General features: G+C 69.5%; 26 protein-coding genes. 14 read left to right on the forward strand and 12 right to left on the reverse strand.

Going from position 1 to position 24,903, the window contains the following annotated elements:
* The first annotated feature begins 30 nt into the window (after positions 1-30).
* The 3 genes from DVR07_RS04750 (at position 31) to DVR07_RS04760 (ending at position 3,683) form a co-directional block, all read left to right on the forward strand.
* Positions 31-1,578 carry a hypothetical protein gene (locus DVR07_RS04750; RefSeq protein ID WP_115795606.1) on the forward strand — a complete coding sequence of 516 codons (1,548 nt, stop codon included), beginning with the start codon at positions 31-33 and terminating at the stop codon, positions 1,576-1,578.
* A 93-nt stretch (positions 1,579-1,671) separates the two neighbouring features.
* Entirely contained in the window at positions 1,672-2,919 is a 1,248-nt protein-coding gene (locus tag DVR07_RS04755) for an outer membrane protein assembly factor BamB family protein (RefSeq protein ID WP_115795607.1), read from the forward strand.
* Positions 2,916-3,683, forward strand: coding sequence for a hypothetical protein (locus DVR07_RS04760; protein ID WP_115795608.1), 768 nt, complete (start codon positions 2,916-2,918; stop codon positions 3,681-3,683). The genes DVR07_RS04755 and DVR07_RS04760 overlap by 4 nt, the downstream gene beginning before the upstream one ends.
* A 118-nt stretch (positions 3,684-3,801) precedes the next feature.
* Here DVR07_RS04760 and psmB read toward each other — a convergent pair whose 3' ends face one another.
* Both psmB and DVR07_RS21980 read right to left on the reverse strand, forming a co-directional pair.
* Entirely contained in the window at positions 3,802-4,518 is a 717-nt protein-coding gene (gene psmB, locus DVR07_RS04765; protein ID WP_275895645.1) for an archaeal proteasome endopeptidase complex subunit beta, read from the reverse strand.
* Between the two features lie 123 nt (positions 4,519-4,641).
* Entirely contained in the window at positions 4,642-4,809 is a 168-nt protein-coding gene (locus DVR07_RS21980) for a hypothetical protein (RefSeq protein ID WP_165881727.1), read from the reverse strand.
* Positions 4,810-5,170: 361 nt separating this feature from the next.
* Here DVR07_RS21980 and DVR07_RS04770 point away from each other — a divergent pair, with 361 nt between their 5' ends.
* The 8 genes from DVR07_RS04770 to DVR07_RS04805 all read left to right on the forward strand — a co-directional run bounded on the left by DVR07_RS04770 (position 5,171) and on the right by DVR07_RS04805 (position 13,217).
* Positions 5,171-5,548, forward strand: a complete 378-nt coding sequence (locus DVR07_RS04770; RefSeq protein WP_115795610.1) for a DUF555 domain-containing protein — start codon at positions 5,171-5,173, stop codon at positions 5,546-5,548.
* Between the two features lie 39 nt (positions 5,549-5,587).
* Positions 5,588-6,127 carry a CBS domain-containing protein gene (locus DVR07_RS04775; protein WP_115795611.1) on the forward strand — a complete coding sequence of 180 codons (540 nt, stop codon included), beginning with the start codon at positions 5,588-5,590 and terminating at the stop codon, positions 6,125-6,127.
* Positions 6,128-6,403: 276 nt separating this feature from the next.
* A complete protein-coding gene (locus tag DVR07_RS04780; RefSeq protein WP_115795612.1) occupies positions 6,404-7,822 on the forward strand; it encodes a DUF6498-containing protein in 1,419 nt (472 codons plus the stop codon).
* A 122-nt stretch (positions 7,823-7,944) separates the two neighbouring features.
* Complete coding sequence (locus tag DVR07_RS04785; protein WP_115795613.1) at positions 7,945-9,066, forward strand: pyridoxal phosphate-dependent aminotransferase; 1,122 nt, start codon at positions 7,945-7,947, stop codon at positions 9,064-9,066.
* 226 nt (positions 9,067-9,292) lie between these two features.
* Complete coding sequence (locus DVR07_RS04790; RefSeq protein WP_115795614.1) at positions 9,293-10,144, forward strand: UbiA family prenyltransferase; 852 nt, start codon at positions 9,293-9,295, stop codon at positions 10,142-10,144.
* A gap of 283 nt (positions 10,145-10,427) precedes the next feature.
* Entirely contained in the window at positions 10,428-11,225 is a 798-nt protein-coding gene (locus DVR07_RS04795; RefSeq protein ID WP_115795615.1) for a class I SAM-dependent methyltransferase, read from the forward strand.
* A gap of 208 nt (positions 11,226-11,433) precedes the next feature.
* Positions 11,434-12,141 (forward strand): DUF7282 domain-containing protein, encoded by a 708-nt coding sequence (locus tag DVR07_RS04800; protein WP_115795616.1) that lies wholly within the window; start codon positions 11,434-11,436, stop codon positions 12,139-12,141.
* 131 nt (positions 12,142-12,272) lie between these two features.
* Positions 12,273-13,217 carry an alpha/beta fold hydrolase gene (locus DVR07_RS04805; protein WP_115795617.1) on the forward strand — a complete coding sequence of 315 codons (945 nt, stop codon included), beginning with the start codon at positions 12,273-12,275 and terminating at the stop codon, positions 13,215-13,217.
* 37 nt (positions 13,218-13,254) lie between these two features.
* Here DVR07_RS04805 and DVR07_RS04810 read toward each other — a convergent pair whose 3' ends face one another.
* From DVR07_RS04810 to DVR07_RS04820, 3 genes are all read right to left on the reverse strand, one after another.
* Positions 13,255-13,800: a hypothetical protein gene (locus DVR07_RS04810; RefSeq protein ID WP_115795618.1), complete on the reverse strand. Its 546-nt coding sequence runs from the start codon at positions 13,798-13,800 to the stop codon at positions 13,255-13,257.
* A gap of 162 nt (positions 13,801-13,962) precedes the next feature.
* A complete protein-coding gene (locus DVR07_RS04815) occupies positions 13,963-14,880 on the reverse strand; it encodes a M48 family metallopeptidase (RefSeq protein WP_115795619.1) in 918 nt (305 codons plus the stop codon).
* Between the two features lie 108 nt (positions 14,881-14,988).
* Positions 14,989-16,170: a redox-regulated ATPase YchF gene (locus DVR07_RS04820; protein WP_115795620.1), complete on the reverse strand. Its 1,182-nt coding sequence runs from the start codon at positions 16,168-16,170 to the stop codon at positions 14,989-14,991.
* Between the two features lie 128 nt (positions 16,171-16,298).
* Here DVR07_RS04820 and DVR07_RS04825 point away from each other — a divergent pair, with 128 nt between their 5' ends.
* Positions 16,299-16,508 carry a dodecin family protein gene (locus DVR07_RS04825; RefSeq protein WP_115795621.1) on the forward strand — a complete coding sequence of 70 codons (210 nt, stop codon included), beginning with the start codon at positions 16,299-16,301 and terminating at the stop codon, positions 16,506-16,508.
* Positions 16,509-16,580: 72 nt separating this feature from the next.
* On the opposite strand, the gene DVR07_RS04830 is transcribed toward DVR07_RS04825, so the two are convergent.
* The 7 genes from DVR07_RS04830 to DVR07_RS04860 all read right to left on the reverse strand — a co-directional run bounded on the left by DVR07_RS04830 (position 16,581) and on the right by DVR07_RS04860 (position 24,281).
* The gene (locus DVR07_RS04830) at positions 16,581-17,363 is read right to left on the reverse strand and encodes a hypothetical protein (RefSeq protein WP_115795622.1); all 783 of its coding nucleotides are present in this window, start codon (positions 17,361-17,363) and stop codon (positions 16,581-16,583) included.
* A gap of 118 nt (positions 17,364-17,481) precedes the next feature.
* Entirely contained in the window at positions 17,482-18,213 is a 732-nt protein-coding gene (locus tag DVR07_RS04835) for a bifunctional helix-turn-helix transcriptional regulator/GNAT family N-acetyltransferase (protein ID WP_115795623.1), read from the reverse strand.
* A 104-nt stretch (positions 18,214-18,317) separates the two neighbouring features.
* Positions 18,318-18,686, reverse strand: a complete 369-nt coding sequence (locus DVR07_RS04840; RefSeq protein ID WP_115795624.1) for a hypothetical protein — start codon at positions 18,684-18,686, stop codon at positions 18,318-18,320.
* A 21-nt stretch (positions 18,687-18,707) separates the two neighbouring features.
* Positions 18,708-20,375 (reverse strand): FAD-dependent monooxygenase, encoded by a 1,668-nt coding sequence (locus tag DVR07_RS04845; RefSeq protein WP_115795625.1) that lies wholly within the window; start codon positions 20,373-20,375, stop codon positions 18,708-18,710.
* A 21-nt stretch (positions 20,376-20,396) separates the two neighbouring features.
* A complete protein-coding gene (locus DVR07_RS04850) occupies positions 20,397-21,965 on the reverse strand; it encodes an electron transfer flavoprotein subunit alpha/FixB family protein (protein ID WP_115795626.1) in 1,569 nt (522 codons plus the stop codon).
* A 2-nt stretch (positions 21,966-21,967) separates the two neighbouring features.
* Entirely contained in the window at positions 21,968-22,819 is an 852-nt protein-coding gene (locus DVR07_RS04855; protein ID WP_115795627.1) for an electron transfer flavoprotein subunit beta/FixA family protein, read from the reverse strand.
* 208 nt (positions 22,820-23,027) lie between these two features.
* A complete protein-coding gene (locus DVR07_RS04860) occupies positions 23,028-24,281 on the reverse strand; it encodes a polymer-forming cytoskeletal protein (RefSeq protein ID WP_115795628.1) in 1,254 nt (417 codons plus the stop codon).
* Positions 24,282-24,395: 114 nt separating this feature from the next.
* Here DVR07_RS04860 and DVR07_RS04865 point away from each other — a divergent pair, with 114 nt between their 5' ends.
* Together DVR07_RS04865 and DVR07_RS21985 are read left to right on the forward strand one after the other, a co-directional pair.
* The gene (locus DVR07_RS04865; RefSeq protein WP_115795629.1) at positions 24,396-24,593 is read left to right on the forward strand and encodes a DUF5800 family protein; all 198 of its coding nucleotides are present in this window, start codon (positions 24,396-24,398) and stop codon (positions 24,591-24,593) included.
* 71 nt (positions 24,594-24,664) lie between these two features.
* Positions 24,665-24,802 carry a hypothetical protein gene (locus tag DVR07_RS21985; protein WP_165881728.1) on the forward strand — a complete coding sequence of 46 codons (138 nt, stop codon included), beginning with the start codon at positions 24,665-24,667 and terminating at the stop codon, positions 24,800-24,802.
* Positions 24,803-24,903 lie beyond the last annotated feature (101 nt).

A 24,903-nucleotide genomic window follows, 5' to 3' on the forward strand; every position in this document is an offset into this window, starting at 1 on the left:
TTCAAGGGAACTCCGTGTGACGTACCCCGTATGCCCGAGTCGGACCTCGCCGCGCAGGTCGACGACGTCCTCTCGGTCGACCCCGACGAGTTCCAGTCGAAGGTCGAAGCCGACGCCGAGGTCATCATCGAGGAGGTCGACGACGGAACGTTCGACAACCCCCAGGCCATCATCGGCTTCGAGTACGAGTTCTACGCGGTCGACGCCGAGACGGCCGCGCTCAGGCGCGTCCCCCGGCGACTGCTCGAGCTCATCGGCTTCGAGAAGGAGCTGGGGCTGCACAACGCCGAGATGTCGACCAGCCCCCAGCCGCTGAACCCCCACGGGCTCGCGGCCCAGGAGGCCGAGGTCAAGGCCCGGCTCTCGGCCGCCGAGGACCGGACCGGCGCCGAGGGGATGCGGCTGGTCAGCGACGCCATGTGGACCATCCCGCCCGAGGGCGAGAGCGCCCGGGAGTACCTCACCGACAGCGTCGAGGACCGCGGGGTCCGCATCGCCTCGAACATGAGCGACTCGGTGCGCTATCACGCGATGGCCAACAGCGAATCGAGCGCCGGGATGAAGCTCGATGCCCCGCACGTGGATCTGGAGGCCGACACCGTGATGCCCGAGAGCCTCATCACCTCCATCCAGCCCCACTACCAGGTGCCCCACGCCAGGGACCTGCCGACCTACTTCCAGTACGCCGTCCGCATCGCCGGGCCGCTGCTCGCGCTCGGGGTCAACTCCCCGTTCTTCCCGCCGGACCTCTACGAACCCGGCGCCGACCCGGAGGACGTCCTGGCCGACGGCTGGGACGAGCACCGCATCAGCGTCTTCGAGACGGTGCTCAACCGGGACGGCGACGACCCCGACAAGGTCCGGTTCCCCCGCGACGTCGACAGCGTCGAGGAGGCCGTCGAGCGGGTCGCCGAGGACCGCACCATCGTCCCGATGCCGGTCGAGACCAGCGACCGGTTCGACGACGAGTTCGCCCACTTCCGGCTCAAGCACGGCACCTACTGGCGGTGGGTCCGGCCGGTGTTCGGCGGGGCCACCCGGTCGTCGGCCAACGCCCGCATCGAGTTCCGGCCCATCGCGGCCCAGCCCACGGTCAGAGACTCCATCGCGTTCCAGGCCGCATTCGCCGGGCTCGTGGAGTCGATGTTCCGGCGCGAGCACCCGGTCCGCCACCTCGACTGGGTCATCGCCAGGGACAACTTCTACGACGCGATGCGCGACGGGCTCGACGCCGACCTCTACTGGATCACCAACGCCGGCGAGGAGACCACCGACTACGAGGCCGTCTACGAGGACCTGTTCGCCCACGCCAAGGACGGCCTCCAGTCCCGGGGGCTCACCGACGAGCAGGCCGCCAAGTACCTCTACCCGCTCCGCCAGCGCGCCCGCCACCGGCTGACGCCAGCGAGCTGGAAGCGCGAGCGGGTCCGCGAGCGCCTCGACGACGGCGAGGCGTTCGCCGACGCGGTCCACGGGATGCAGGCCGAGTACGTCGAGCGCCAGGCCGAGACCCTCATCGACGGCACGTTCGCCGACTGGGTCGGCCGGGGCGCCACCGAACTCGAGCGCGAGGACTGACCGTCGTCGGTCCCGCGTCGGACGTCCCCCGGCGGCCCCTCGACCGCCGGACGCAAGCGGGAGTTTCTTGTCGGCCAGCTACCATTCGCCGGTATGGTCTCCGACTCCTCCAGGCGGTCGGCCCTCCGCGGCCTCGGCTGCGGGCTCGTCGGTCTCGGGTCCGCCGTCGTCGGGTCTGGTGCGTCGCGCCTCGACGTCTCGGCGGGCGCACGGCAGAACCCGGATGCAGACGACGCCGACGACGCCGGTCTCGACTGGCCGATGGCGCGGTACGACGCGGCCGGCACGGGCTACAACCCGCGGGCGTCAGGGCCGACGGACGGCGTCCGCGAGAAGTGGGTCCGGGAACCGGACGAGTTCTCCGGCGGCACCGGGTCGCCCGTCCTGGTGGACGGGACGCTCTTCGCGACCGGCGGGAGCCTGCTCGCGCTCGACGCCGACTCCGGCGAGACGCGGTTCGCCCACGAGGGCTCGTACCGGTCGAGCCCGGCCCGCGCCGCGGCCGAGGCGTACGCGACCGACACGCTGGCGGTCACCGCGCCGGCGGGCGCCTACGGCCTGAACGCCGGCGGGGGCCTCCGGCTTCTCGGCCGGGCGTTCGGCGTCGAGCGGTGGCACGGCCCGGGCGAGGAGCCCGGATTCAGCGTGTTCGGACCGCCGACCGCGGTTCCGCCGGTGGCGGTCGACGGGACGGTGTACGCGGCGATTCCCGGCACCGAACACGTCGTCGCGCTCGACGCGAGCAGCGGCCGGGAGCGCTGGCGCGTCTCGCCCGGCGACGAACTGCACCGACCCGCGGTCCGCGACGGCAGGCTCTACGCGGTCAACTGGCCCTCTCAGACGAGCGCCTACGACGCAGCGACCGGCGAGCGACTGTGGCGGACCGACCTCGCCGACCAGATGGTGCTCCCGCCGACCGCGACCGCGGACGGCGTCGTGGTCCCCCAGCGGACCGGAATCAGCGCCCTCGCCGCTGAAGACGGGAGCGTCCGCTGGCGGTTCGACCACGACGGGAACGCGACGGAGGGCGCAGCCGCAGTCGCCGAAGGAACGGTGTACGTCCAGTCGAACCACGAGGACGGGGCGCTCCACGCGCTCAACCTCGCGACCGGCGAGGAGCGCTGGTCGGCCACCGTCTCCGGCGAGGGGACGCCCGTGGTCGCCGACGGGGTGGTATACGCCCGGGACTACAACGACCTCGTCGCGGTCGACGCGAGCGACGGGACGGTCCGCTGGCGGTACGACTCCCGGATGCCGATCTCGACGCCCGCGATCGGCGACGGGGTGCTGTACGCCGTGTCGCACGGTCGAATCGTCGCGCTGGCGGAGGGCGAGCGATGAGCACCGACGCGCCCGCCGAGAACGTCGACCGCGAACGACTTCCGGGTACGTCGGCGGGCGACATCCTCCGCGAGTCGGTCGCACGCATCGCTGCCGACCCTGTGCTCGCGCTCCCGTTCGTCGTCGCGGGACTCCTGCTCGCCGCGGTGGACTGGCTCCGGCTCCGCGACCCGGTTCCGACGACGACACCGCCGCGGATGGGCGACGTGACCGTCCACGTCGCCTACCAGTTCTACCCCGCGGGGGTCCGGGGGACGGGCGTCCGGCCCGCCGCGCTGGTCGACCTCGAACTCCCCTACCTGGCGTGGACGGTCGGGGCCGAGCTCGCGGCGTTCCTCGCGGTGGCGCTCGCCGGATGGGTCGTCCTCTCGCGGGCCGCCGACGCCGAGCGCACTCCCGGGTCGCTCGCCCGGTATCTCGCGTTCGCGGTCGGCGCCCACGTCCTGCTCGGCCTGTTCGCGCTGTTCGACGGGCTCGGCTGGCTGGCGCTGCTCGCGCTGGCGGCGTACCTCTCGGCGGCGGTCCGGCTGTTCGCGGCGCCGGCGCTGGTCGTCGCCGGGCGCGACCTCCGGACGGCGATCGGCGAGAGCGCCCGACGGTCCCGGGGCGAAGGTGCGACCGTCGTCGCACTGGTCGTCCTCGTCGGCCTCGCGGCGTGGCTGCTCGGGAGCGTCCCCGTCGTCGGAGCGTTTCTGAGCACGGCGGTCGTCGCGCCGGTGCACGCGGTCGCGGCCGTCGCGTTCGTCGAATCGGCCGAGGCGTAGGGACGACCGACCGCCGACGAACGCGACGGCTCCGAGCCGGAGCTCTCGCTGGCGGGCGAGAAAACGGGGCGCGGAGCGCCCGAGTAGTTCGCGAGAAGCGGCGTGGTTCTTCGGAGTGCTACAGCGCCTCGTCGTAGTCCTCGTAGTCGGAGATCTCGACGCCCTCGTCGTCGATCTCGGCGAGCCACATGCCGTTGCCCGAGGCGGTGTCGCGCTCGACCGCGCTCTTGAGCGCGCGGACGGCGACGTCGCGGGCCTCGTCCTGGCTCATGTCCTCGTGGTAGTCCTGTTCGAGGACGCCGAGCGCGAACTGCGACCCGGACCCGGAGACGCTGTAGGTCTCCTCGGTCACGCCGCCGAGCGCGTCGTAGGAGTAGATGTGGCCGCCCTCGTCGTCGACGCCGCCGAGGACCGGAACCACGATGAGGAACGCGCCCGAGCGCAGGAGGTTGCTCGTCAGCGTCGAGAGCGCCTCCATGCTCATGTCCTCGCCGCGGCGGGTCTCGTAGAGGTTGGTCTCGATCTCGAGCGTCTGGATGAGCGACTGGGCCGCCGAGACCGAGCCGGCGATGGTGAGCGCGCCCGAGGGGTGGACCTCCTCGACCTTCTGGGCGGTCTTCGAGGAGACCATGTTCCCGAGGCTGGCCCGCTTGTCCGTGACCATCACGACGCCGTCGGCCGTCGTCAGGCCGATGGTCGTCGTCCCGGTCTTGAGCTCCTCGACGTCCGAGGTGTCGACCGACCGGTCCGGGAGCGAGCCGAGTTCCGGCTCGTAGGGGTTCGTGTGGTCGGCCTCGAAGCGGGCAGCGTTCTGAGAGAATTCGGAACCGTGCATTGGGTTACGCATTACCCGTCTGTAGTTCGCCAGCACTGATAAAACCAACTCTTCAGGCGAGCGCGTGGCGGTAGTAACCCCGGGAGCCGTCCTGGGGTGTGGAGGGAAGGATTGCGTTCGTCGTTACGACGTCATCTCGTAGGCCTGCTCCAGCCGCTTGACGAGCCGGTGGGCTGGCAGCGTCAGACCGACCTGGCGGGTGAGGACTGCGAGCGGCAGCAGCATGATGCTGGCCGCGACGCTGAGCTGATACAGGGCGAACAGTGTGGCGCGGTGTAGCCGTGTGGCCATCGGAGTTCGTACCTCGAGCGAGGGTCGGCCGACCGGTTATAAAAAGATTGTTGAAAAATATATTCCATAATGGTTATTAATATCGTTCCGGGGCGCCGCAGTCTTGCGATTCAACTGCAGTTGGGTTACATCCAACGATGACGAGACTGCGGACCGCGCAGCCGTAGGCGGCGGCGTTGCAACGGCGGCGGTACGCATAACTTATGAGGATAATGCGGTTCACGTGCGCGGTCGGCGCGCGGTCTGGATTCGGTCGGGATGCGGTCCTGGCGCACCGGAGTCGACTAGCCGCGTCAGCTGACACGTGAATCCTCCGTCCCAAAACCGAAAGACACGAACCATCACGGCACGACTCCCCGATATGAGCAACTATCTCGTTGCGATGGAGGCGGCGTGGCTGGTCCGCGACGTGGAGGACATCGACGACGCCATCGGCGTCGCGGTCAGCGAAGCCGGCAAGCGGCTCAACGACCAGCAGATGGACTACGTCGAGGTCGAGGTCGGTGCGACGACCTGCCCGGCCTGCGCCGAACCGTTCGACTCGGCGTTCATCGCGGCCGGCACCTCGCTCGTGGGACTGCTGCTGGAGATGAAGGTGTTCAACGCCGACAGCGAGGAGCACGCCCAGCGCATCGCCAAGAGCGAGGTCGGCGGCGCGCTCCGGGACGTTCCGCTCGAAGTCGTCGAGACCATCGAGTACGGTGAGGACGAGGAGATCAAGCTGGGCACCGACGAGTAGACCGAACCTTTATCTATAACCCGTAGTTATCTTCCCCCCATGGAACTCCCGACGCCCCAGGACCTCCGGGAGCACCGAACCGAACTCGGCCTGACCCAGAGCGAACTGGCCGACCGCGCGGGCGTCTCCCAGCCGCTCATCGCGCGCATCGAGGGCGGCGACGTCGACCCGCGGCTCTCGACGCTCCGGCACATCGTCGACGCGCTCGAGGAGTCGGAGGGCGACATCGTCCGCGCGGGCGACCTGATGCACGAGGACGTCGTCAGCGTCGGCCCCGACGAACCGGTGAGCAGCGCGGTCTCGCGGATGCAGGAGGAGGGGTTCTCGCAACTGCCCGTCATCGAGGACGGCGTCCCGGTCGGCTCCATCAGCTTCGAGGACCTGATGAACGTCGGCGAGGACGGCCGCGACCGACCGGTCTCGGAGTTCATGGGCGAGAGCTTCCCCACCAAGTCCAAGAACGCGACGCTCGACGAACTGAGCACCGACCTCGGCCACAACAAGGCGGTCGTGGTGACCGAGCGCGGCAACACCGTCGGCATCATCACCGAGGCCGACATCGCGGCTCGACTCTCGTAGCAGCAGTCTGTACACCGTTTCCTTCTCTAGAGCGGACTCCAAACCCCGCGTGGCGACTTCGACAAGTACGTCCGGGAACTGATCGGGCGAGTTCCTGTCAGCTCTCTATTTTCATCAGCCGCGAGTCGACTGCGGTCGTGTTCATCGACGCTCTCAGCGTGGAGGGATACACAGGCGAGTCGGAAACCGTCCCGAGCGCGGACTCCGAGAGCAGGGAAGTGAAGAAAAGGGGCACTTCACCAACTATATGACCTGGCGAGAGCGACAAAGGAACCAATGTCAGCCAGACGGTACGGCGACATCCTGCCGACCGAGCTCGGATTCCTCCCGGTTCTCCTCACAAATCTCCCCCCACTTGTTGGGGTGCTGTGGTTCGACTGGAACCCCGAGACGCTGGTCGCCGTCTACGCGCTCGAACTGCTGGTGATGTTTCCGCTTGCGGGGGCCAAAGCGCTCTTCGCCGGGCGTCCACCGGTTTCCGACCGCGAGAGCGGCGTCTTCAGCGTGTCGGAAAGCGAACTCGTCGACAAACGCGGGAGCGTCACCATTCACGACCGGCTTCCGCCGATGTACCCTCGTAACGTTCCGTTCGTCACCGCAGTCGTCAGCGGTGGCGCGTGGATTTGCTTCTTCATCGTCGCCACTGTCTCGGAAGTCGTGGCGGTCACGGAGATCTTCCGCCGCCCGGAGGTTCTCACCAGCGTCGCTGCGCTCGTCGTCGGCCAACTCGTCGAAACCGCGAACACGTACATCGGAAGCGACCAGTACGCAGACCACTCCCCGTACGCTGTCGTCGAAACTCCCGCACGGCAAGGGTTCTTTCTAGCGTTCCTTCTGCTCGTTGTCACGGCCGGGGGACCGACGGTTGTGCTCGCCGGATTCGTCCTCGTGAAGGTACTCTTTGAGTGGTCCGGCTTCCGCGCTGAGTCCGACGGTGGGGGACGGATTACTGGTTGGTTCTCCGGCCCCGAGAGCGACTCGACGGTGGACTCGTTGGACGTTCCCGGATATCGGCCGTCGGCTACGGTCGACGTCGACCGGCGTGCGGTCGCGGCGGCCGCAGTCCGGCGTGGGGTCACCACGGTGGGACCGCTCTACGTCACCATGACCACGGTTATCTGGGTCGGGACGATCGGGGTCCTCACCGAAGGAACGGCCTCGCTGACTCTTTGGGTCGGGGTCGGTCTCGTCGCACTTCTCCTGTTCGTCCTCATGCTGGCCGGCGAAATCGTGGAGGACGTCCTCGCGAGCGGCTGGATGACCTACCGCCGTATCGGCGACCGACTCGTCGCCTACGACCGTCTGACCGACGACCCACAGTGGGTGGCACCGGTGGGCGGTCTCCGTGACGCCGCGGTCGTGGAAACTCGACCCTCCGACCGGTACTTCGGGACGCGAACGGTCACCGTGACGGCGGGATGGGGAGACGACAAAACCGAGCGTACCCTTGGTCCGGTCAGCGACCCCGAGAGACTCGTCGAGACGTTCGAACTCCCGGTCGGGTCGACCGAACTCCCGCCACTCGACCGGCGGTTCGCCAGTGCCGCGGTCGGCTCGGTTGCCCTCATGGCGGTCGCCGGTGTCGTCCTGGTCGTGACCCCACTCGGTCCGTCTACCGGTTGGCTGTTCGTGGTATTCTGCCTTCCGTTCCTTACCATCGTCCCGAAGGGACTCTGGCGACTCGCACACCCGTGAGGCGGTTGCTAGACCGCTTACCACGGTTTCAGGATCGAGACTGGACGAAGTAACAACGTCTGCTGAAAGCGCGGCTCCCGAGACCACCAACAATTATCGTGCGCGGTGACACAGGGGGACACATGACGGACTTCTCCGAGCGAGTCGAGCAGGTGTCGATCAGCGGCATCCGCGAGGTGTTCGAGGCGGCCGGCGACGACGCCATCAACCTCGGGCTGGGCCAGCCCGACTTCCCGACGCCCGAGCACGCTCGCCGGGCCGCCGTGGAGGCCATCGAGGCCGGGAAGGTCGACGCCTACACCTCCAACAAGGGGACCCGGGAACTCCGGGAGGCCATCAGCGCGAAGCACGACCGGGACAACGGCTTCTCGGTCCCGCCCGAGAACCTCATCGCCACCTCCGGCGGGAGCGAGGCGCTCCACATCGCCATCGAGGCCCACGTCGACCCGGGCGAGGAGGTCGTCTTCCCCGACCCCGGGTTCGTCTCCTACGACGCGCTGACCCGCATCGCGGGCGGCGAGCCGAAGCCGGTCGCGCTCCGCGATGACCTGACGATGGACCCCGCGTCGGTCGAGGACGCCATCACCGACGACACCGCGGCGTTCGTCGTCAACAGCCCCTCGAACCCCACCGGCGCGGTCCAGAGCGAGCAAGACGTGCGGGAGTTCGCCCGCATCGCCGACGAGCACGACGTGCTCTGCATCTCCGACGAGGTGTACGAGCACATCGTCTTCGACGGCGAGCACCACTCGCCGATGGCCTACGCCGAGTCGGACAACGTGGTCGTGGTCAACGCCTGCTCGAAGACCTACTCGATGACCGGGTGGCGGCTGGGCTGGGTCGCCGCCAGCGAGCGCCGCGTCGAGCGGATGCTCCGGGTCCACCAGTACGCCCAGGCCTGCGCCAGCGCCCCGGCCCAGTTCGCCGCCGAGGCCGCGCTGACGGGGCCGCAGGAACCGGTCGAGGAGATGGTCGCCGCCTTCGAGGAGCGCCGCGACGTCCTGCTCGACGGCCTCGCGGACATGGGTCTCGACACACCGACGCCCCGCGGCGCGTTCTACGCCATGCCCGAGGTGCCCGACGGCTGGGTCGACGAGGTGCTCGACCGCGGCGTCGTGGTCGTGCCCGGCGACGCCTTCGGCGAGCACGGCGAAGGTTACGCCCGCATCTCGTACGCGACCGACATGGAGACGCTGAAGGAGGCCATCGAGGTCATGCGCGAGGCGACGAACGCGGTCCGGTGACGCTGAAACGATTCGGTGACGCTGAACGCGAATCAGTGACGCCGAACCCGGTCCGGTGACTGGGCCGGCGTATCAGCGCGTTTCTCCGATATCCGTCCCCGTTTCTCCCGCCAGAGACCGCCGCTCCGCCGACCTCGCCGGAGCGTGGCGGAATCGCGGCGGCGCGGCCCGACAAGCCCTCGTTTCGCCTGAGAATTTATGCGTCTCGCTCCCGTGTACTGGTACCATGCCCGTATCGCGCCGGGAGTCCGGCGTCGTCCCCGCGGTCCGCGCGCTGGCGTCGCAGGTCCACCCCGTGTTCATGCTCCCGCCGGTGGCCTGCTCGCTGTTCGGCGGGGTGCTGGCCGGCGCGTTCGCGCCGCTGTCGGGGATGCTCCACGCGACCGCCATCTTCGCTGCGGTGTACACCGCCCACGTCAAGGACGGCTACGTCGACTTCTACGTCCGCGACGAGGACGACGACCATCCGCTCTCGGAGCGGGGATGCCGGGCCGCGCTCGCGGGGTCGACCGGGCTCTTCTTCGCCTGCCTGCTGGGGCTCTGGCTCGTCGCCGGCGTCGGGACCGCGCTGGTGACCCTGCCGACCTGGCTCATCGCCTTCCACCACGCCCCGCAACTCGACACCAACCCCGTGACCGCGACGACGGGCTACCCCCTCGGCATCTCGCTGGCCATCCTCGGAGGCTACTACGCTCAGGCCGGGGCGCTGACGGCGGTACCGGTCGCGTTCGCGGCCGTGTTCCTCGTGCTGCTCTCGGGCGTGAAGGTCATCGACGACGCCCAGGACTTCGACTACGACCGGTCGATCCAGAAGCGCACCGTCGCGGTGACGGTCGGCCCCGAACGGGCCCGGACTGCGGCGTACGCGCTGATGGCGACCGCGCTCGTGCTCGTGGTCGCGCTGGCGGGCCTGGCGGTGTTCCCGCCGAGCAGCGTCGCCGCCGTCGCCGGCTTCGGCGCGGTGGCCGGGGTCGCCCGCCGGGCCGACCCGGAGATCGCGACGATGCTGCTCGTCCGCGGGTCGTACGTCTTCCTCGCGCTGCTGCTCGTGGCGGTGTGGTTCCGACCGCTGGGATGAGGTGTCGTCGGCGAGGCTGTCGATTCTTGAAGACGGTGACGAGAAGAACGTATCGAAAGCCCCCGCGCGGTCGCGGTCGCTGAGCGACATATCCTCGGTTCGCTCCGCTCACCTCGGATAGGGGTCGCTCAGACGACCAGGTAAACGCGACCGCGCGGCCCCTTTCAGTCCCGTCCGACGTGGTCCGTCGGGGGTCTCGACCGCGGAAAACGGGGTGGCCGGCCCGAGACCCTGCATCCGGCCGACCTGAACAGTTTTGCCGCCGGCCTGCGATACCGATTCTATGGCCGACTGGCTCGAGGACGCCGACGCGCTCGCCGAGCAGTACGCCGACGCGGAGAACCTCAACGACCGCATCGCCCTCCACGAGCGGTACAGCGTCGCCGACCGGGACTTCCGGCCGTGGCAGTTCGACCAGTTCGACCTGCCGGCCGACGCCCGGGTGCTGGGCGTGGGCGTCGGGCCGGCCGAGCTCTGGGTCGCGAACCGCGACCGGGTTCCCGGCGGCTGGGACGTCGTCCTCACCGACTTCTCGCCCGGGATGGCCGAGGAGGCGCGAGCGAACCTCGACGCGGCGGAACCGCCGGCAGATGCGGAGACCGAGGGATTCGGTTTCGGCGTCGCCGACGCGGTCGCGCTGCCCTTCGCCGACGACGCGTTCGACGCCGTCACCGCCCACCACATGCTGTACCACGTCCCGGACCGGGAGGCCGCGTTCTCGGAGTTCCGGCGGGTCCTGGCACCCGGCGGGCGGCTCTACGCGACGACGAACGGCGAGGACAACATGGCGGTCGTCTACGACGTGCTGGAATCGGTGACCGGCGAGCGACCGGACAGCGGGACCGGCTTCCGACTGGAGAACGGCCGCGAGCAACTGGCCGCGGTGTTCGACGAGGTCGCGCTCCGGGAGTACGACGACGCGCTGGCGGTCACCGACCCCGACGCGCTGGTCGCGTACGCGATCTCCCGCGACGACGTCGACGAATCGCTGGCGCCCGAGTTGCGCGAGGCGTTCGCCGACCGGTTCGCGGACGGGCGCCTCCGGGTCGAGAAATCGGTCGGCATGTTCGTCGCGGAGTGACGAGGCGGTGAACGGCGCCGGGGTAATCCCGGCGGTCGTCCCCGAGTGGCCGGCCACCGTCCGTTCCGTCGGCGATTGCCGATCGTTACGGTCGGACTATCGGTCGCCGACTCCGTCGTAAAGGGGAATTCGCCCGGGTTATCTGGTCGTTCCCGGGTGAACGATTGATACGCTCTTCCCTCCGAGCGGCTTGCGTCCCACCGGAGCCATGACACGCAAAACGGCAGTTCTGGCGGTAGTCGCACTGGTCGTCGCGGGAACGTCGGCCGCGCTGGCGGCGGGCGCCGCGCCGAGCGCGACCGGCGACGCGGCGCTCGCGCAGGAGACGACGACCGCGGCGGACGGCGAAACGACGGACGACGGTAACGAAACCACGGCGGAGATGGACGCGGAGGCGACGACGACGGCGGAGGGACAGCCCGGCGCCGACACAGCGAGCGTCATCTTCCTGAACCAGAGCGCGGGCTTCACCTTCACTGAAGGCGTGCCCAACAAGACGTCCGTGATGGTCGAGCGCGCCGTCGTTCCCGAGGGCGGCTTCGTCGTGATTCACGAGGCGTCGAACGTCTCGGGCGACTACGCGTCGGCCGACAACCTCACCATCGGTCCGGTGGTCGGGAACTCGACGTACCTCGAACCCGGCGACCACAGCAACGTTGCGGTCGTGGTCGACGAGAACGTCAACGAGAGCCAGACGCTGGTCGCCATGCCCCACCGGGACACGAACGACAACCGGGAGTACGACTTCCCCGAGGCCGACGATCCGTACGTGACCGACGGCAGTCCGGTCACCGAGTCCGCGTACATCATCGTCAACTACGACGTGATCGACGCGGAGTTCGGCGACGAACAGACGACGACCGCCGAGACCGACGGGGAAACGACGGCCGCGAACGAGACCACGACCGAGGCCTGAGGTCGGACCGGTCGTTCCGGTCGGTGGACGACAGACAGTACGGGACCTCATTTCTTCGGAATCATCCGGTGCGAGCAGCGGTAGCCCGCGCCCGCCTCAAGGCTTAATCGCGTGGCCCGTCCACGTCCGATATGGCAACCGAGGGTTCGGGCCGCCCGGGAACCGCCGGGGAACCGACCGCCGACGTCGAGGGACCGTGGAGCCACGACCAGGCCGTCGTCGGCGACGTCCGCCTCCACTACGTCGAGGCGGGCGACGAGGACGACCCGCTGGTGGTCCTGCTCCACGGCTTCCCGGAGTTCTGGTACTCGTGGCGCCACCAGCTCCCGGCGCTGGCCGACGCCGGCTTCCGGGCGGTCGCGCCCGACATGCGGGGGTACAACCGGTCGGAGAAGCCCCGCGGGCTCGACAGCTACCGGACGGACGAACTGGTCGGCGACGTCGCGGGCCTGATCGAGCACTTCGGCCGAGAGCGGGCACACGTCGTCGGCCACGACTGGGGCGGACTGGTGGCGTGGCAGACCGCGATGCGCCGCCCCGACGCGGTCGACCGCCTGGCGGTCCTGAACGCGCCGCATCCGGCGGCGTACCGGCGGGAGCTCAAGCGGAACCCCGAGCAGTGGCGCCGGTCGTGGTACGTGGGCTGGTTCCAGGTGCCGGCCCTGCCCGAGACGTTCCTCGGCGCGCGGAACGCCGCCGGGGTCGGTCGACTGCTCCGGGAGAGCGCCGACCCCGACACCTTCAGCGACGCCGAGGTCCGGCGCTACCGGGCGGCGGCCTCGCGACCGGGTGCGCTCTCGTCGGCCCTGAACTACTACCGGGCGCTCTTCCGCGAGAGCCTGGGCGACGAGCTCCGGCGCGCCGTCGGTCGACGGGAGCGCCGGGACCGGGTCCGGGCGCCGACGCGGCTGATCTGGGGCGAGCGGGACCCAGCTCTCGCCGTGGAACTGACCGAGGGGCTCGACCGGTGGGTGCCCGACCTCCGTGTCGAGCGCCTGCCGGCGGCGACCCACTGGGTCCAGAACGACCGCCCGGACGCGGTGAGCGACCTGCTGGTCGACCACTTCGAGGAGTGAGCCGCTCGTCCGCTCGCTCGTCGGTGGCTCTGCCGATTCACTCGTCGTGCTCCTCGGGGAGCCGGACGATCTCCTCGGGGTTCTGGAACGCCCAGAGGACGACCCGACCCTCGAGCCGCTGGGACCGCAGGAGGCGGCGGGCCTCGCTCCGGTCCATATCCGCGATGATCTCGACCGCCGTCAGCAGGTCGTCCTGGGCGACGCCGAGGTCGCTACGGTCGACCTCGACGCCCTCGGGGGTCCGGACGCTCTCGAGCATCACCTCGACGAACTTCGAGAGGTCGGTGGTGTCCGCGAGCTGCTCGTGCCACGAGGGCGGGTAGATGCTGACGTTGCCGTCGACGCGGTAGAGCCGGTCGCCGGGCTGCCAGGTCCGGGCGTCGGTGAGCCGGTCCTCGAGCGACTCCTCGAACCGCTCCAGATCGTACTCGAGCTCCTCGGCGTAGGCTTCCACGAGGTCGCGGGGGACGCCCGGCCCCTCGACGGGGTGGTGACGTTCGAGGTACCGGACGAGTTCGCGGGCGGTGTAGTACTCGTCGTGGCGAGACAACTGGGTCACGAGGTCAGAATCCACCGAGGCCATGCTGTCACTGCGACGGGAACGTGGAAAAACGCCGCGTAAGATTTCCGAGGTTTCCGGCGCGAGACGGACGCCTACGGTGCTGTCTCGGCTCTCGCGACCGCGTCCGGTGGCGACCGGCTCCGGCTTCACGGCTGCCCTCGGCGCGGTCGTCGACCTCGACCGCTACTCGCGGAGGTGCGGGCGGTACGGTCGGACCCACGCCGGCAGTTCGCAGCCGAGCGCCCCGGCGCGGGACTCGATGGATGGGTGGGTCGCGAACACCGCGAACAGCAGCGAACGGTCGGCGTCCCACGGCACCGGCCCGGCGACGTCCTCGTCGTTGTCGCCGGTGGCGACCGCCGCGATGCGGTAGAGCGCCTCGGTCAGGTCGGCGGGAGAGACCACCTGGGCGGCGTAGGCGTCGGCACGGTACTCCTCGAGCCGGTTGGCGTACCGACTCGCCGCCAGCGCGAGCACCTCCGCGCCGAGTCCGAGCGCGTACCGGACCGCGGCGGCCCGCCGATCCGAGACGTACGCGAGCGCGAGGAACGCGGCGCTGCCCGCCGACGCGACGGTCGGCCCCCGGCCGGCGAGGAACGCCGACCAGTACGCGGCGAAACCGACGACCTGCGGCAGGTAGAGTCTGATGGCGTCGGTGTGGAGATCGCGGCCCAGGTGGCCGAGTTCGTGGGCGAGGATGGCCCGGAGACCGGCGGGCCCGATGACGGCCGGAAGCCGGTCGTCGACCGCCAGGAGGGGCGCGCCGTCGTCGTAGCCGACCTTCGCGCCCGGCACGTCCATCCGGACGAGGACCGTCTCTGGAACCGACCGCCCGGCCCGCTCGCAGACCGCGAACAGCGCGGACTGTATCTCGGGCGCGTCGGCGAGCCGCGGGGCGTCGGTCGCCAGCAGTTCGGCCTCGACGTCGAACCGACCGCCCGAGTAGTACGCCTGGAGCGAGACGTACGCCAGGAACAGGACGCCGGCCCCCACGTAGAGCGGCGGCGCGCCGGTCCGGACGAGCGTCCCGACGGCGACCGCGGCCGCGAGCAGCAGCGCCGCGGTGAGAGCCCAGATGCGGACGGCCAGCGACGGTGTCATGCCGACGAGCGCGGACGCCGGGGTGAAAAACGTTCCTCTTCAGTTGACAGTAACGGTTCGCGGTGGGCCGGTCGGACGGGTCGGGGACCGGCGCGCGGGGAAGGTCGGTCAGTTCGCGGTGCTCACGATCTTGATGACGTCGCCCTCCTCGAGCTCGTAGTCGTCGCCGACGTCCCGATTCGTCTTCCCGTTGACCGCGTGGAGGTAGCCGTCGCCGATGTCGGAGTGGACCGCGTAGGCGAGGTCCACGGGCGTCGACCCGCGGGCCAGCAGGAAGGCGTCGGGCAGGACGTTGCCCTTGGCGTCGGTCCACCTGGTCTCGTTCTGGACCGGGTAGGCGGTGATCCGGTCGAGCAGGTCGTACACCGCGGCGTTCATCGCCTCCTGGACGCCGGTGTCGCCCCACTCCTGCATGACGTCCCGAATCTTCTCGAGGCCCGCTTCCTGCTCGCCCGAGAGGTCGCCGACCACCTCGAAGTCGTCGTCGCCCGGGTCGTAGTCGACGACGCCGGCCTGCTCGGCCTGCCGGAGCGCGAGTTCGCCCTCGGCGGTCGCCGGGATGACCGGCTTGCCGGTCTCGCGCAGGCGCTCGACGTTCTCCGGGGGCGCGACGTCGGCCTTGTTCGCGACGAGGATGATGGGCTTGGTCCGGGCGCGGACGTCGCGGGCCAGCGCCTCGCGGTGCTCGTCGGTCCACTGGATGGGGTCGGCGGGGTAGTCGAGTTCGCGCAGGCTGGCGGCCACGTCGGCCTCGGTCGCGCCGAACCCGGTCAGCATGTCGGCCAGCGCGTCGTCGATGTCGAAGTCGGGCGACCGGGACTTGCGCTCGACGCTCTCCCAGTTGCGGTCGATGATGCCGGCGAGCCACTGGTCCATCTCCTCCTCGATGAAGTCGACCTCGTCGACCGGGTCGTACGTCCCGACCTCGACGGGTTCGCCCTCCTCGTCGGTTCCGCCGGAGGCGTCGACGACGTTGACGATGGCGTCGGCGTTGGTCAGTTCGTCGAGGAACTGGTTGCCCAGCCCGCGGCCCTCGTGGGCGCCGGGGACCAGCCCGGCCACGTCGAGCAGTTCGACGGGGACGTAGCGCTTGCCGGCGCGGCAGTTGTCGTCGCCGCAGCGCTCGTCGCGTTCGAGGCAGGGACACTCGGTGCGGACGTGGCTCACCCCGCGGTTGGCGTCGATGGTCGTGAACGGGTAGTTGGCCACGTCCACGTCGGCCATCGTCGCCGCCTTGTAGAAGGTGGACTTGCCCGCGTTGGGCTTGCCCGCCAGCGCGATGGAGATCATGGGGGAGAGTACCCGCGTTCGGGGGAACTGCCTTTCGGTTCCGGGAGTCGCGAGCCCGAAGCGGATTTTCGGGTATCGTTAGCACGGCCACAAGACGCTACTCGGAGAACGTCGTACGGTCACCGGCCATGACGGCAGTGAAAATCATCAAGGTGCTCGGCACCTCCGACGAGGGCTGGGAGCAGGCCGCTCAGGAAGCGGTCGACCAGGCGAGCCAGACCATCGACGACATCCACGGCATCGAGGTCGAGGACTGGACCGCCAACGTGGAGAACGGCCAGATTCAGGAGTACAAGACGACCGTCGAGGTGGCGTTCCCGGTCCACGACCAGCAGTAACTGCGGCGAACGCTCTTTTCCGCCCGGGCACCGAGCGGACGGGCGACGAGAACACCGAACGACACGCGGGCATCAGGTCGACTTCGGTGACCCGGTCAGGCGGTACCCGAGCGCGAACCACGGAGTCGTGACCAGGGTGAACGCAAAGAGGCCGGCCCCGACCGCCGAGGCGTGACCCGTCGCGATTGTGACTCCGGTTCCCGCGACCACGAGCAGCGCGACCGGGAGCAGGGGACGGAGCGATCCCCGGTGTCTGACCGCGGACCCGACGACCGACGCCGCGACGAACGCCGCGGCCATCGCCGGCAGGTGGACCGGCGACGGCGGAGCGACCGCGCCGCCGGCCGCCGCGTCGTAGTACTCGGTTGCCACCAGCACGGCGAAGACGCCGACCGGAATCCAGAGCGCCCGCCGGGGCGTCAGCGGTCGGCGTCGCCCGGTCCTGGTCGTGAAGACGCCGACGACGAGCGCGATTACGGCGAGCGTCGAGAGGACCATCCGGAGGATGCTCCGCATGCCCCCGCCGAAATCGCCGGCGTCTCTGAACTGGTACTGGTAGTAATCGCCGCGGTACCGCACGTACTGGTGTTCGGAGAGGGCCTCGTAGGCCGCGGCGTGTTCGCCGCTCCAGACGTCCTCGGAGAAGTTGTCCTCCAACGCCTGCTCGAAGCGGTCCTTGCCGACCGGCGGCAGTTCCTCGTAGGCGATGGTCTCGGCCGGCGCCCGCTCGCCGATTCGTTCGACCTGCGAGAGAAAGGAGGCGGTCTCGCCGTGGTGGGGAAAGAGATAGAGGGGATGTGCGAGGACGACGAGGCTCGCGACCGCGACGAGGACACCGACCGTCCGGGTGTTCATACCCGGCGTCCCGTCCGGGAAACTAAACGCTTTGTGGTGTCACCGCCACGACCAATTCCGCGCGAGGCCGACGTCCAGCTCCTCGCCCTCGGCCAGGTCGGCCCCAATCGCTCCGCGCCTACAGCTCGACAGCCATCATCACTTCGTCGACGTACTCCCCACCGATCTTGTAGTGGTCCTCGCGGACCGCCTCGGTCTCCCAGCCGTGATCTTCGAGGAACCCGATGGCGTCCTCGTTGGTCGAGGGGACGCTCTGGTACACCTTCTCGTAGCCGTTCGAGGCCGCCCACTCCAGGCCGCGCTCGAGCAGGTGGCTCCCGATGCCGTGGTCGCGGTAGGCCTCGAGGACGCCCACGGTCAGCTCGGCGGTGTGGGCCAGCTTGTCGAGCTCCGGCGCGTAGAGGTGGACCCAGCCGACCACCTCCTCGCCCACCGTGGCGACGAAGAACATCCGGGACTCGATCTCGTTGTGGCGCAAGAGCGCCTCGTCGTGGTCGATCTCGTCGGCGACGCTCTCGGCGACGATGTAGCTGCCCTGCTCGGCGACCTCCCGGATGGCGCCGACGATGCCCGAGAGGTCCTCCTGTCGCGCGGGCCGGATGACGAACGACACCTCGTCGGTGTCGTACTCCTCGGCCGCGCCCTCGTCGAAGGCCGCCCGGAGCTTCCCGTCGCGCTCGGCCAGGTAGCCGTCGCGCTTCAGGATGGCGACGTGGTGGCGGAACCCGCCGGGGTCGACGCGGAGGCGGTCGCGGGCGTCGGCGGCGTCCACCTCGCCGTGGCTCTCGACGTACTCGTAGATTCGCTTGCGGTCCTCGTGGTCGAACTCCAGCGTCTCGGAGAACTGCATGGTTAATGGTAACACACGTCCCGCGAACTTAACTCTTCCCGTGACGCCGACACGAGGCCGTCAGACGTTTCCACGCCGCGTCGGTCCCGACTTCGGTCGGTCTCTCACCCGTCCCGCCCTGGCACCCCGGTGTGAATCCGGGCCGCGTCGACCAGGTCGTAGGTGTCCATCACCACGGTCTCGGCGACCTCCCGGACCGTCAACTCCGGGTCGACCGCCCGGCCGTGGCACCGGGCGTACAGCGCCAGCCAGTCGTTCAGCGCTCGCTCCAGTCCCTCCATCTCGTCGGCGTCGAGCGGCGCGAACTCGCCGGTTCGGGCCTCGACGTACACCGAGACGACGTCGCCGACGCCGTCCCGGAGGTACGCCACGGCGCGCTCCTCGTCCGGCGGGTCGGCCGGCGGGTCGAACGCCCGGCGGTCCGCCCGGGCGCGCGCCGCGAGGTCGTCGATTCGGTCGCGGTACTCGCTCATTGGATTGTGCGCCGGCCGGCCCTACCCCTGCTTGAACTCGACGCCCTTCCCGCCGCGGGGGTGCTCCCACTCGGTGTCGGCGACGACCGCGCAGGTGCCACACTCCACGCAGGGCTGGGTGTCGAGGCTGACCCGCTTCTCCTCGGTCCCGTTCGTCTTGACGGTCTCCTCGCGGTAGCAGCCCCCGCCGAACCCCTTCGCGCTGACCGGACAGGCGGTGACGGCCGCGCCGCTGGCCTCGACCGAGGCGTCGCGGAGCTCGATGTGGGGGTTGCCCACGTCGGTGTCGTAGGTCAGGTCCCCGATGCGCTCGACGAGGCTCTTCGGCTCGTAGTCGGCCTCGCCGGTGACGCGCTCGCCGAGCTCCTCGGCGATGACGGTCGGCAGGGTGACGTACGGCGTCCGGGTGTCGGGCACCAGCATCGAGAGCCGGGGCGAGGAGTAGAGCCGCTCCAGGGTCCCGCCGAACAGCGACACCGCGGTCCGGCCAACGCCCGAGGTGAGCACCGAGTCGGCCAGGTTCGTCACGGCCTCGTGCTCGCCCAGCGCGCTGACCGCCCGGTAGCCCGAGGGCCTGAGCTTGCCCATCACGCCCTCGTCTCGGAGCTTCTTCTCATACAGCTGTCCGGTCTTCTCGGGACTGTCGCGGAGTTTGGCCTCCGCGAACGCCTCGCCCGCGAGCCCGCCCGCGCTCACGGCGTGGTTCATCCCCTTGATGATGGGGCCCTGGGCCTGCATCTGGCCGGCGGCGTCGCCGACCACGAGCAGTCGGCCCTGGTGGGGCGACGGGTGGGCGGCCTTCTTCGAGTCGGGCACCAGCTTCGCGCTGTACTCGACCTCGTCGTAGTGGCCCTCGAGCCAGTCGGCCAGCAGGGGATGGGTCAGCAGGTTGTCGAGCAACTGGTGGGGCTCGGCCTCCTCCTCGACGATGCTGTCGAGGTGGAACACCGACCCGATGGACAGCGAGCCGTCGTTGGTGTACACGAACCCGCCGCCCCGGACGCCCTCGAACAGGTCGCCCGAGAACAGGTGGGCCGCGCCCTCGTCGTCGGCCACGCCGAACCGGTCGGCGATGACGTCGCTCGGCACGTCCACCACGGCCTTGACGCCCTGGAACCACTCGTCGGGCTCCTCCCAGTCCATCAGGCCGGCGTCGCGGGCCAGCTCGGAGTTGACGCCGTCGGCCGCGATCACGACGTCGGCCCGGATGGGGTCGAGTTCGTCGCAGGTCACGCCCGCGATCTCGCCGTCCTCGCGGAGCAGCCCGTTGACCCGGACGTCCGTCAGCAGGCCGCCGCCGGTCTCGCTGGCCATCTCGTGGACCCGGTCGGCGGTCCACGAGTCCATCTTCCGGCGGAGCACGGCGTCGGCCCACTCGGTGTCGTGGTCGTGGAGGTCCGTGATGTCGAAGGTCTCGACCTTGTCCCCGGCCACGTTGTGGAGGAGGTAGTCGGTGACCGGCCGCTCGGTCGCCTCCTCCCGGAAGTCGGGGAACAGCCCGTCGATAGTGTAGGGCGCCGACTCCTCGGCGTAGATGAGCCCGCCGGTCACGTTCTTCGAACCGGCTTCGACCCCGCGCTCGAGCACCAGGGTCTCCACGTCGTTGCGCGCCAGTACGGCAGCGGCGGCGGCGCCGCCGGGACCCGCCCCGACGACGACCGCCTCGTAGTGTTCGTAGTCGTCAGTCATCGTTGTCCTCCGCGTTCGTCGTCAGTCATCGCTCGCCTCGGCCGTCATCGTCAGTTCGCCCGCCTCGACCGACTCGGTCAGGCGGGGGAGCACGTCGAACAGGTCGCCCTCGACGAAGTAGTCGCTGAAGTCCCTGATGCGGGCGTCGGTGTCGGTGTTTATCGCCACGATGGTGTCGGACTCGTCCATCCCGACCTTGTGCTGGACCGCGCCCGAGATGCCGGCCGCGATGTACAGCGTCGGCTGGACCACCTGGCCGGTCTCGCCGATCTGGCGCTCCTCGGCCACGTAGTCGGCGACGTGGCCGTCCACGTCGTAGGAGGCCGTCACCACGCCCCGCGAGAGGCCGAGGGCGGCGTCGTCGAAGGCCTCGACCAGGTCGAGGCCGAGTTCGATGCCCTCGGTCGGGTCGTCACCGATGCCCCGACCTAGCGCCACGACGACCTCGTGACCGGTGAGGTCGACCCCCTCGTCGAGGCGGTCGAACTCGGTCACCTCGACCCGGAACCAGTCGTCGGGCAGGGAGATGTCGTGTTCGACGACCTGGCCCTCCCGCTCGTAGTCGGGGTCGATGGGGTCGAAGCTGCCGGGAATCACCGAGCAGCCCTGCGGGTGGAACTCCCGGCCGGGGTTGTCCAGACACAGAATCGTGGAGTACTCGAACCCCGAGAAGTCCGGCCGCTTCATGTGGAGCACGCGCTCGAACTCCACCTTCTCGCCGGGCTCGCCCGTCTTCACGGGGTTCGAGACGAGCTCCTTCTCGATGGTCAGTCCCGAGCAGTCGCTGGCCAGCCCCGAGTCGAGTTCGCCCTGGACCTGCGCCGAGAGGTCCCGGCCGTTGTTCGTCGCCGGGAACAGGAAGTACCGGGGTTTGTCGTAGTCGCGCCACTCGGCGGTGGGTTCGGTGCCGGGGTCGCCGGTCTCCCAGTTCGGGGGCTCGGCCCCGCCGCGGGCCATGTCGGCGACGATCTCGGTGTACGGCTTGTGGCGGAACCGCTCCAGACGGTCGTCCTCGTGGTAGATGGCCACGTCCGCGCCGTAGGCGACGACCTCGTCGGTGAGGTCGGCAACAGTCTCGTCGCCCACGAGCACGCCGACGACGCGCTCGTCGCCGTCGTACTCGTCGTTGTACGCGTCCATCAGCTCGCGGGCCTTCCCGAGCATCTCCTTGGACACGTCGAGGAGTTCGCCCTGCTGGGTCTCGCAGTAGACCCACATGTCCTCGTACGCGCCGCCCTTCAGCGCCCGGACGTGCTTCTTGTCGCGGGTGTGGTTCTCGACCTCGTAGTTGACCTCGCCGTCGTCGGTGGATTCGCCATCGCCTTCGCCGCCGGCAGTTTCGGGCGCCTCGGTGCCGCCCTCGTCGGCGTACTCCTCCTCGTGGTCGGTATCGGCGGGCTCGCCCGGCGTCTCCGCTTCCAGCTCGTCGATGCGAGCCTGGATGGCCTCCCTGGCGGTCTTGCGGTCGTCGCCCTCCTGCTCGGCCGCGAGGGCGGCGTCCAGGTCGGCCGGGTCCTCGACCGACGCGAGCTTCTCCTCAAGTTCGTCGACCGTGTACTCGCTCGGGTCGAGGTCGACGTCGTCGCCCACGGTCAGTCACCTCCCGCGAGCGGCCGCATCTCGTCGAGCACCTGCTCCATCCCCTCGGGGTCGTCGGGGGTGACCATCGTGGCCTCGCGCTCCGAGGGCGCCTTCGGGATGGGGTCGACGCCCGAGACGATGGTCGGCGAGCCGTCGAGGCCGATGAAGTCGGGGTCGAGGTCGAGCTCTTCGGCGCTCCACGACGTGAGGTGGTCCTCGTACTCCTCGACGCGCTCCTCGGTCTCGGCCCGCAACCGCTTGTGCCGGAGTCGGTGTTCGGCCCGGCGGTACGAGGGCTCGAACTCGGGGTCGGTCACGACGAACGCGGGCAGGGGCGCCTCGACGGTCTCTATCTCGTCGACGTCGCCCTCCACCAGGCGCTTGGCCCGGAGCTGGCCGGCCTCCTCGTCGACCTCCAGGGAGATGACGTGGGTGACGATGGACCGGTCGAGACACCAGCAGGTCTGGGGACCGGTCTGACCGGTCTCGCCGTCGGCGGTCTTGAAGCCCGCGAACACGACGTCGGGCTCCTCGTCGAGCTTCTCGATGCCCGCCGACAGCGTGATCGCGGTCGCCCACGTGTCGGAGGCGGCCAGTTCCCGGTCCGAGAGCAGGTAGAGGTCGTCGGCGTACACCCCCATCGCCTCCTCCAGCACGCTCTCGTAGCCCGGCGGCCCCATGCTCATCACGCTCACCGTGCCGCCGCGTTTGACCTTGGTCTGGAGCGCCGCCTCCAGCGCGAACTCGTCGTTGGGGTTCATCACGGTGGGGGTCGCACCGCGCTCGAGGTGGCCGTCCTCGTCGAACGACACCTGCCCCTCGCGGAAGTCCGGCACGCCCTTCGTCAGCACTACCGAGTGCATCGATACCACCTCATGCGGGTGAGTCTCTCTCCCATGAGTCATGGGATATTCAGCCTCAATGTTTATTATATTATCCCCGACACTGCAGAGTACCGCAAGCGCCGAAATCGGCCAGTAAATCGCTGTAAGGTGTAGAATTAGTGCTTCACCGGGTGCCGGAGATCGGCCGGGCTACGAGAACTGAAACTGCGGCCTCGAGCGGTCGGAATTACTCGTCGGCGGGGGACTCGACCGCCGGGTCGGCGTCGTCGACCTCGCGCTCCGGGTCGCTCTGGGCGCCGGACTCCACTTCGCCGCCCGGGGCCGCGGGGGAGTCGGCGTCCGCGCCGACGTCCGTCGAAATGCTGGCGTCCGTCCGAGAGTCCGCGTCACCGTCGGCCTCGGAACCGTCACCGGTCTCGAAGTCGACGTCGAAGTCGGCCCCCGAGTCGGTCTCGGTGGCGCCCCTTCCGTCGTCGTCGGTTTCGGCGGCCTCGTCGTCAGTAGTGGCCCCGTCTCCGCCGGTCGCGGCCTCGGTATCGCCGTCGTCGGCTGCATCGCTGTTACCCGCGGACTCGCTTTCGGCGTCGTCGCCGTGGAACCGCTTGCGGCCCCCGTCGCCGTCGGCCGCGATGCGCTCGTGGGTCCCGCCCTGGACCATCGACATCTCGCCGCTGGCGCGCATCGTCCCGTCGACGACGGCGCCGTCGTGGAAGTGGAGGTCCTCGCAGGAGACGTCGCCGCGTATCTCGACGTCGTCGGCGAGTTCGACCGTCCCGCTCCGGGTGGTCACGTCGCCGTGGATGACCGTCCCCTCGTCGACCGAGATGTCGCCGCGGGCCCGGAGGCTGCCGAACACGTCGTTGCGCTCGCCGACCTCGATGGACTCGGCGCGGATGTTGCCGTGGAGCCGGCAGTCGTCGCCGATGGTCGCGGGGGTCGAGACCCGCCAGGAGTCGTCGGATACGTGGCCGTTCCGCGGGATGACGACCGGGTCGGCCTCGATGTCCTCGTTCTCCATGAGTTCGGAGACGACCTCCTGGGCGGCCTCCTCCTCGCCGATGCGGAGCAACTGCTGGAGGTAGACGAAGACGAACACGATGGTCGGCATGGGGTTGCGGATGACGATCCAGCCGTTCGCCTCGAACCCCTCCTCGATGTCGACGTCGTCGCCGATGTCGAGGTCGCCGCTCACCATCAGGCGGCCGCCGATGTGGACGCGCTCGCCGAGGTAGGCGTCGCGTCCGACCAGCACGTTGTCCTGGACGTCGGACCACATGTCGAGCCGGCAGTCGGCCTCGGCCTCGATGTGGCCGCCGAACTGCACGCGCTCGCCCGCGATGACGTTGTGACCCCGGACGCCGAACTCGACCGTGCTCTGACCGCCGACGATGACGTCGCCGTCGGTCACCAGGTCGTGCTCCTCGACGGTCGTCCCGTCCGGAATCGCGAGCTCGTCCAGTGGGTCCGATCCAAGCGGCACACCGGTTCCTTTCCGTTCGAGCCTAATAAACTTCCGTCAGACAATCCGGCGCAGACTTGTCCCGACCGGCGCGGTTCGGATGGGTTTTTGAGTGGCGGGGTCAAACGCGGGGGTATGACGACGCTCGCGTTCGACGAGGACGGCGTGGACGTGGTGTACGAGGGGACCGAGTTCCGGCTCTCGAAGGACCTCATCGAGGGCGCGACCGGCAAGTCCTACTTCGACGTGACCGACCACGAGGTACTCCGCATCGTCGAGGAGAGCCCGGAGCTCACCGGCCAGGCCCGCCGCATCGGCGACATCGTCCGGTAGGCATCCGGTCGCCGGAGTCCGCCCCGTCGGCTTCAGGTAGCGTTAAGGGGCGTCCGCCCCTCGCATCGACCATGAACCTGCCCGCCGACCTCGACCACCCCTCGTGGACCACCGCGCTCGGGACGTTCGCCGGCTACGGCGCGATTCTGCTGGCGATGTTCGTCGTGCTCTTCCTCCTGCCGTACGCGGTGTTCGTCGCGCTCGGATAGCGCGTTCCGGTCGCGCCCGTACGTAAACGTCGCATATCGTCGGCGTCGACTCGGTATCGTCTCGCTGTCGGCCGAATTTTTGCCGAGAACTGTTCGACCGG

The sequence above is a fragment of the Halorussus rarus genome, from assembly GCF_003369835.1.
GTDB lineage: Archaea > Halobacteriota > Halobacteria > Halobacteriales > Haladaptataceae > Halorussus > Halorussus rarus.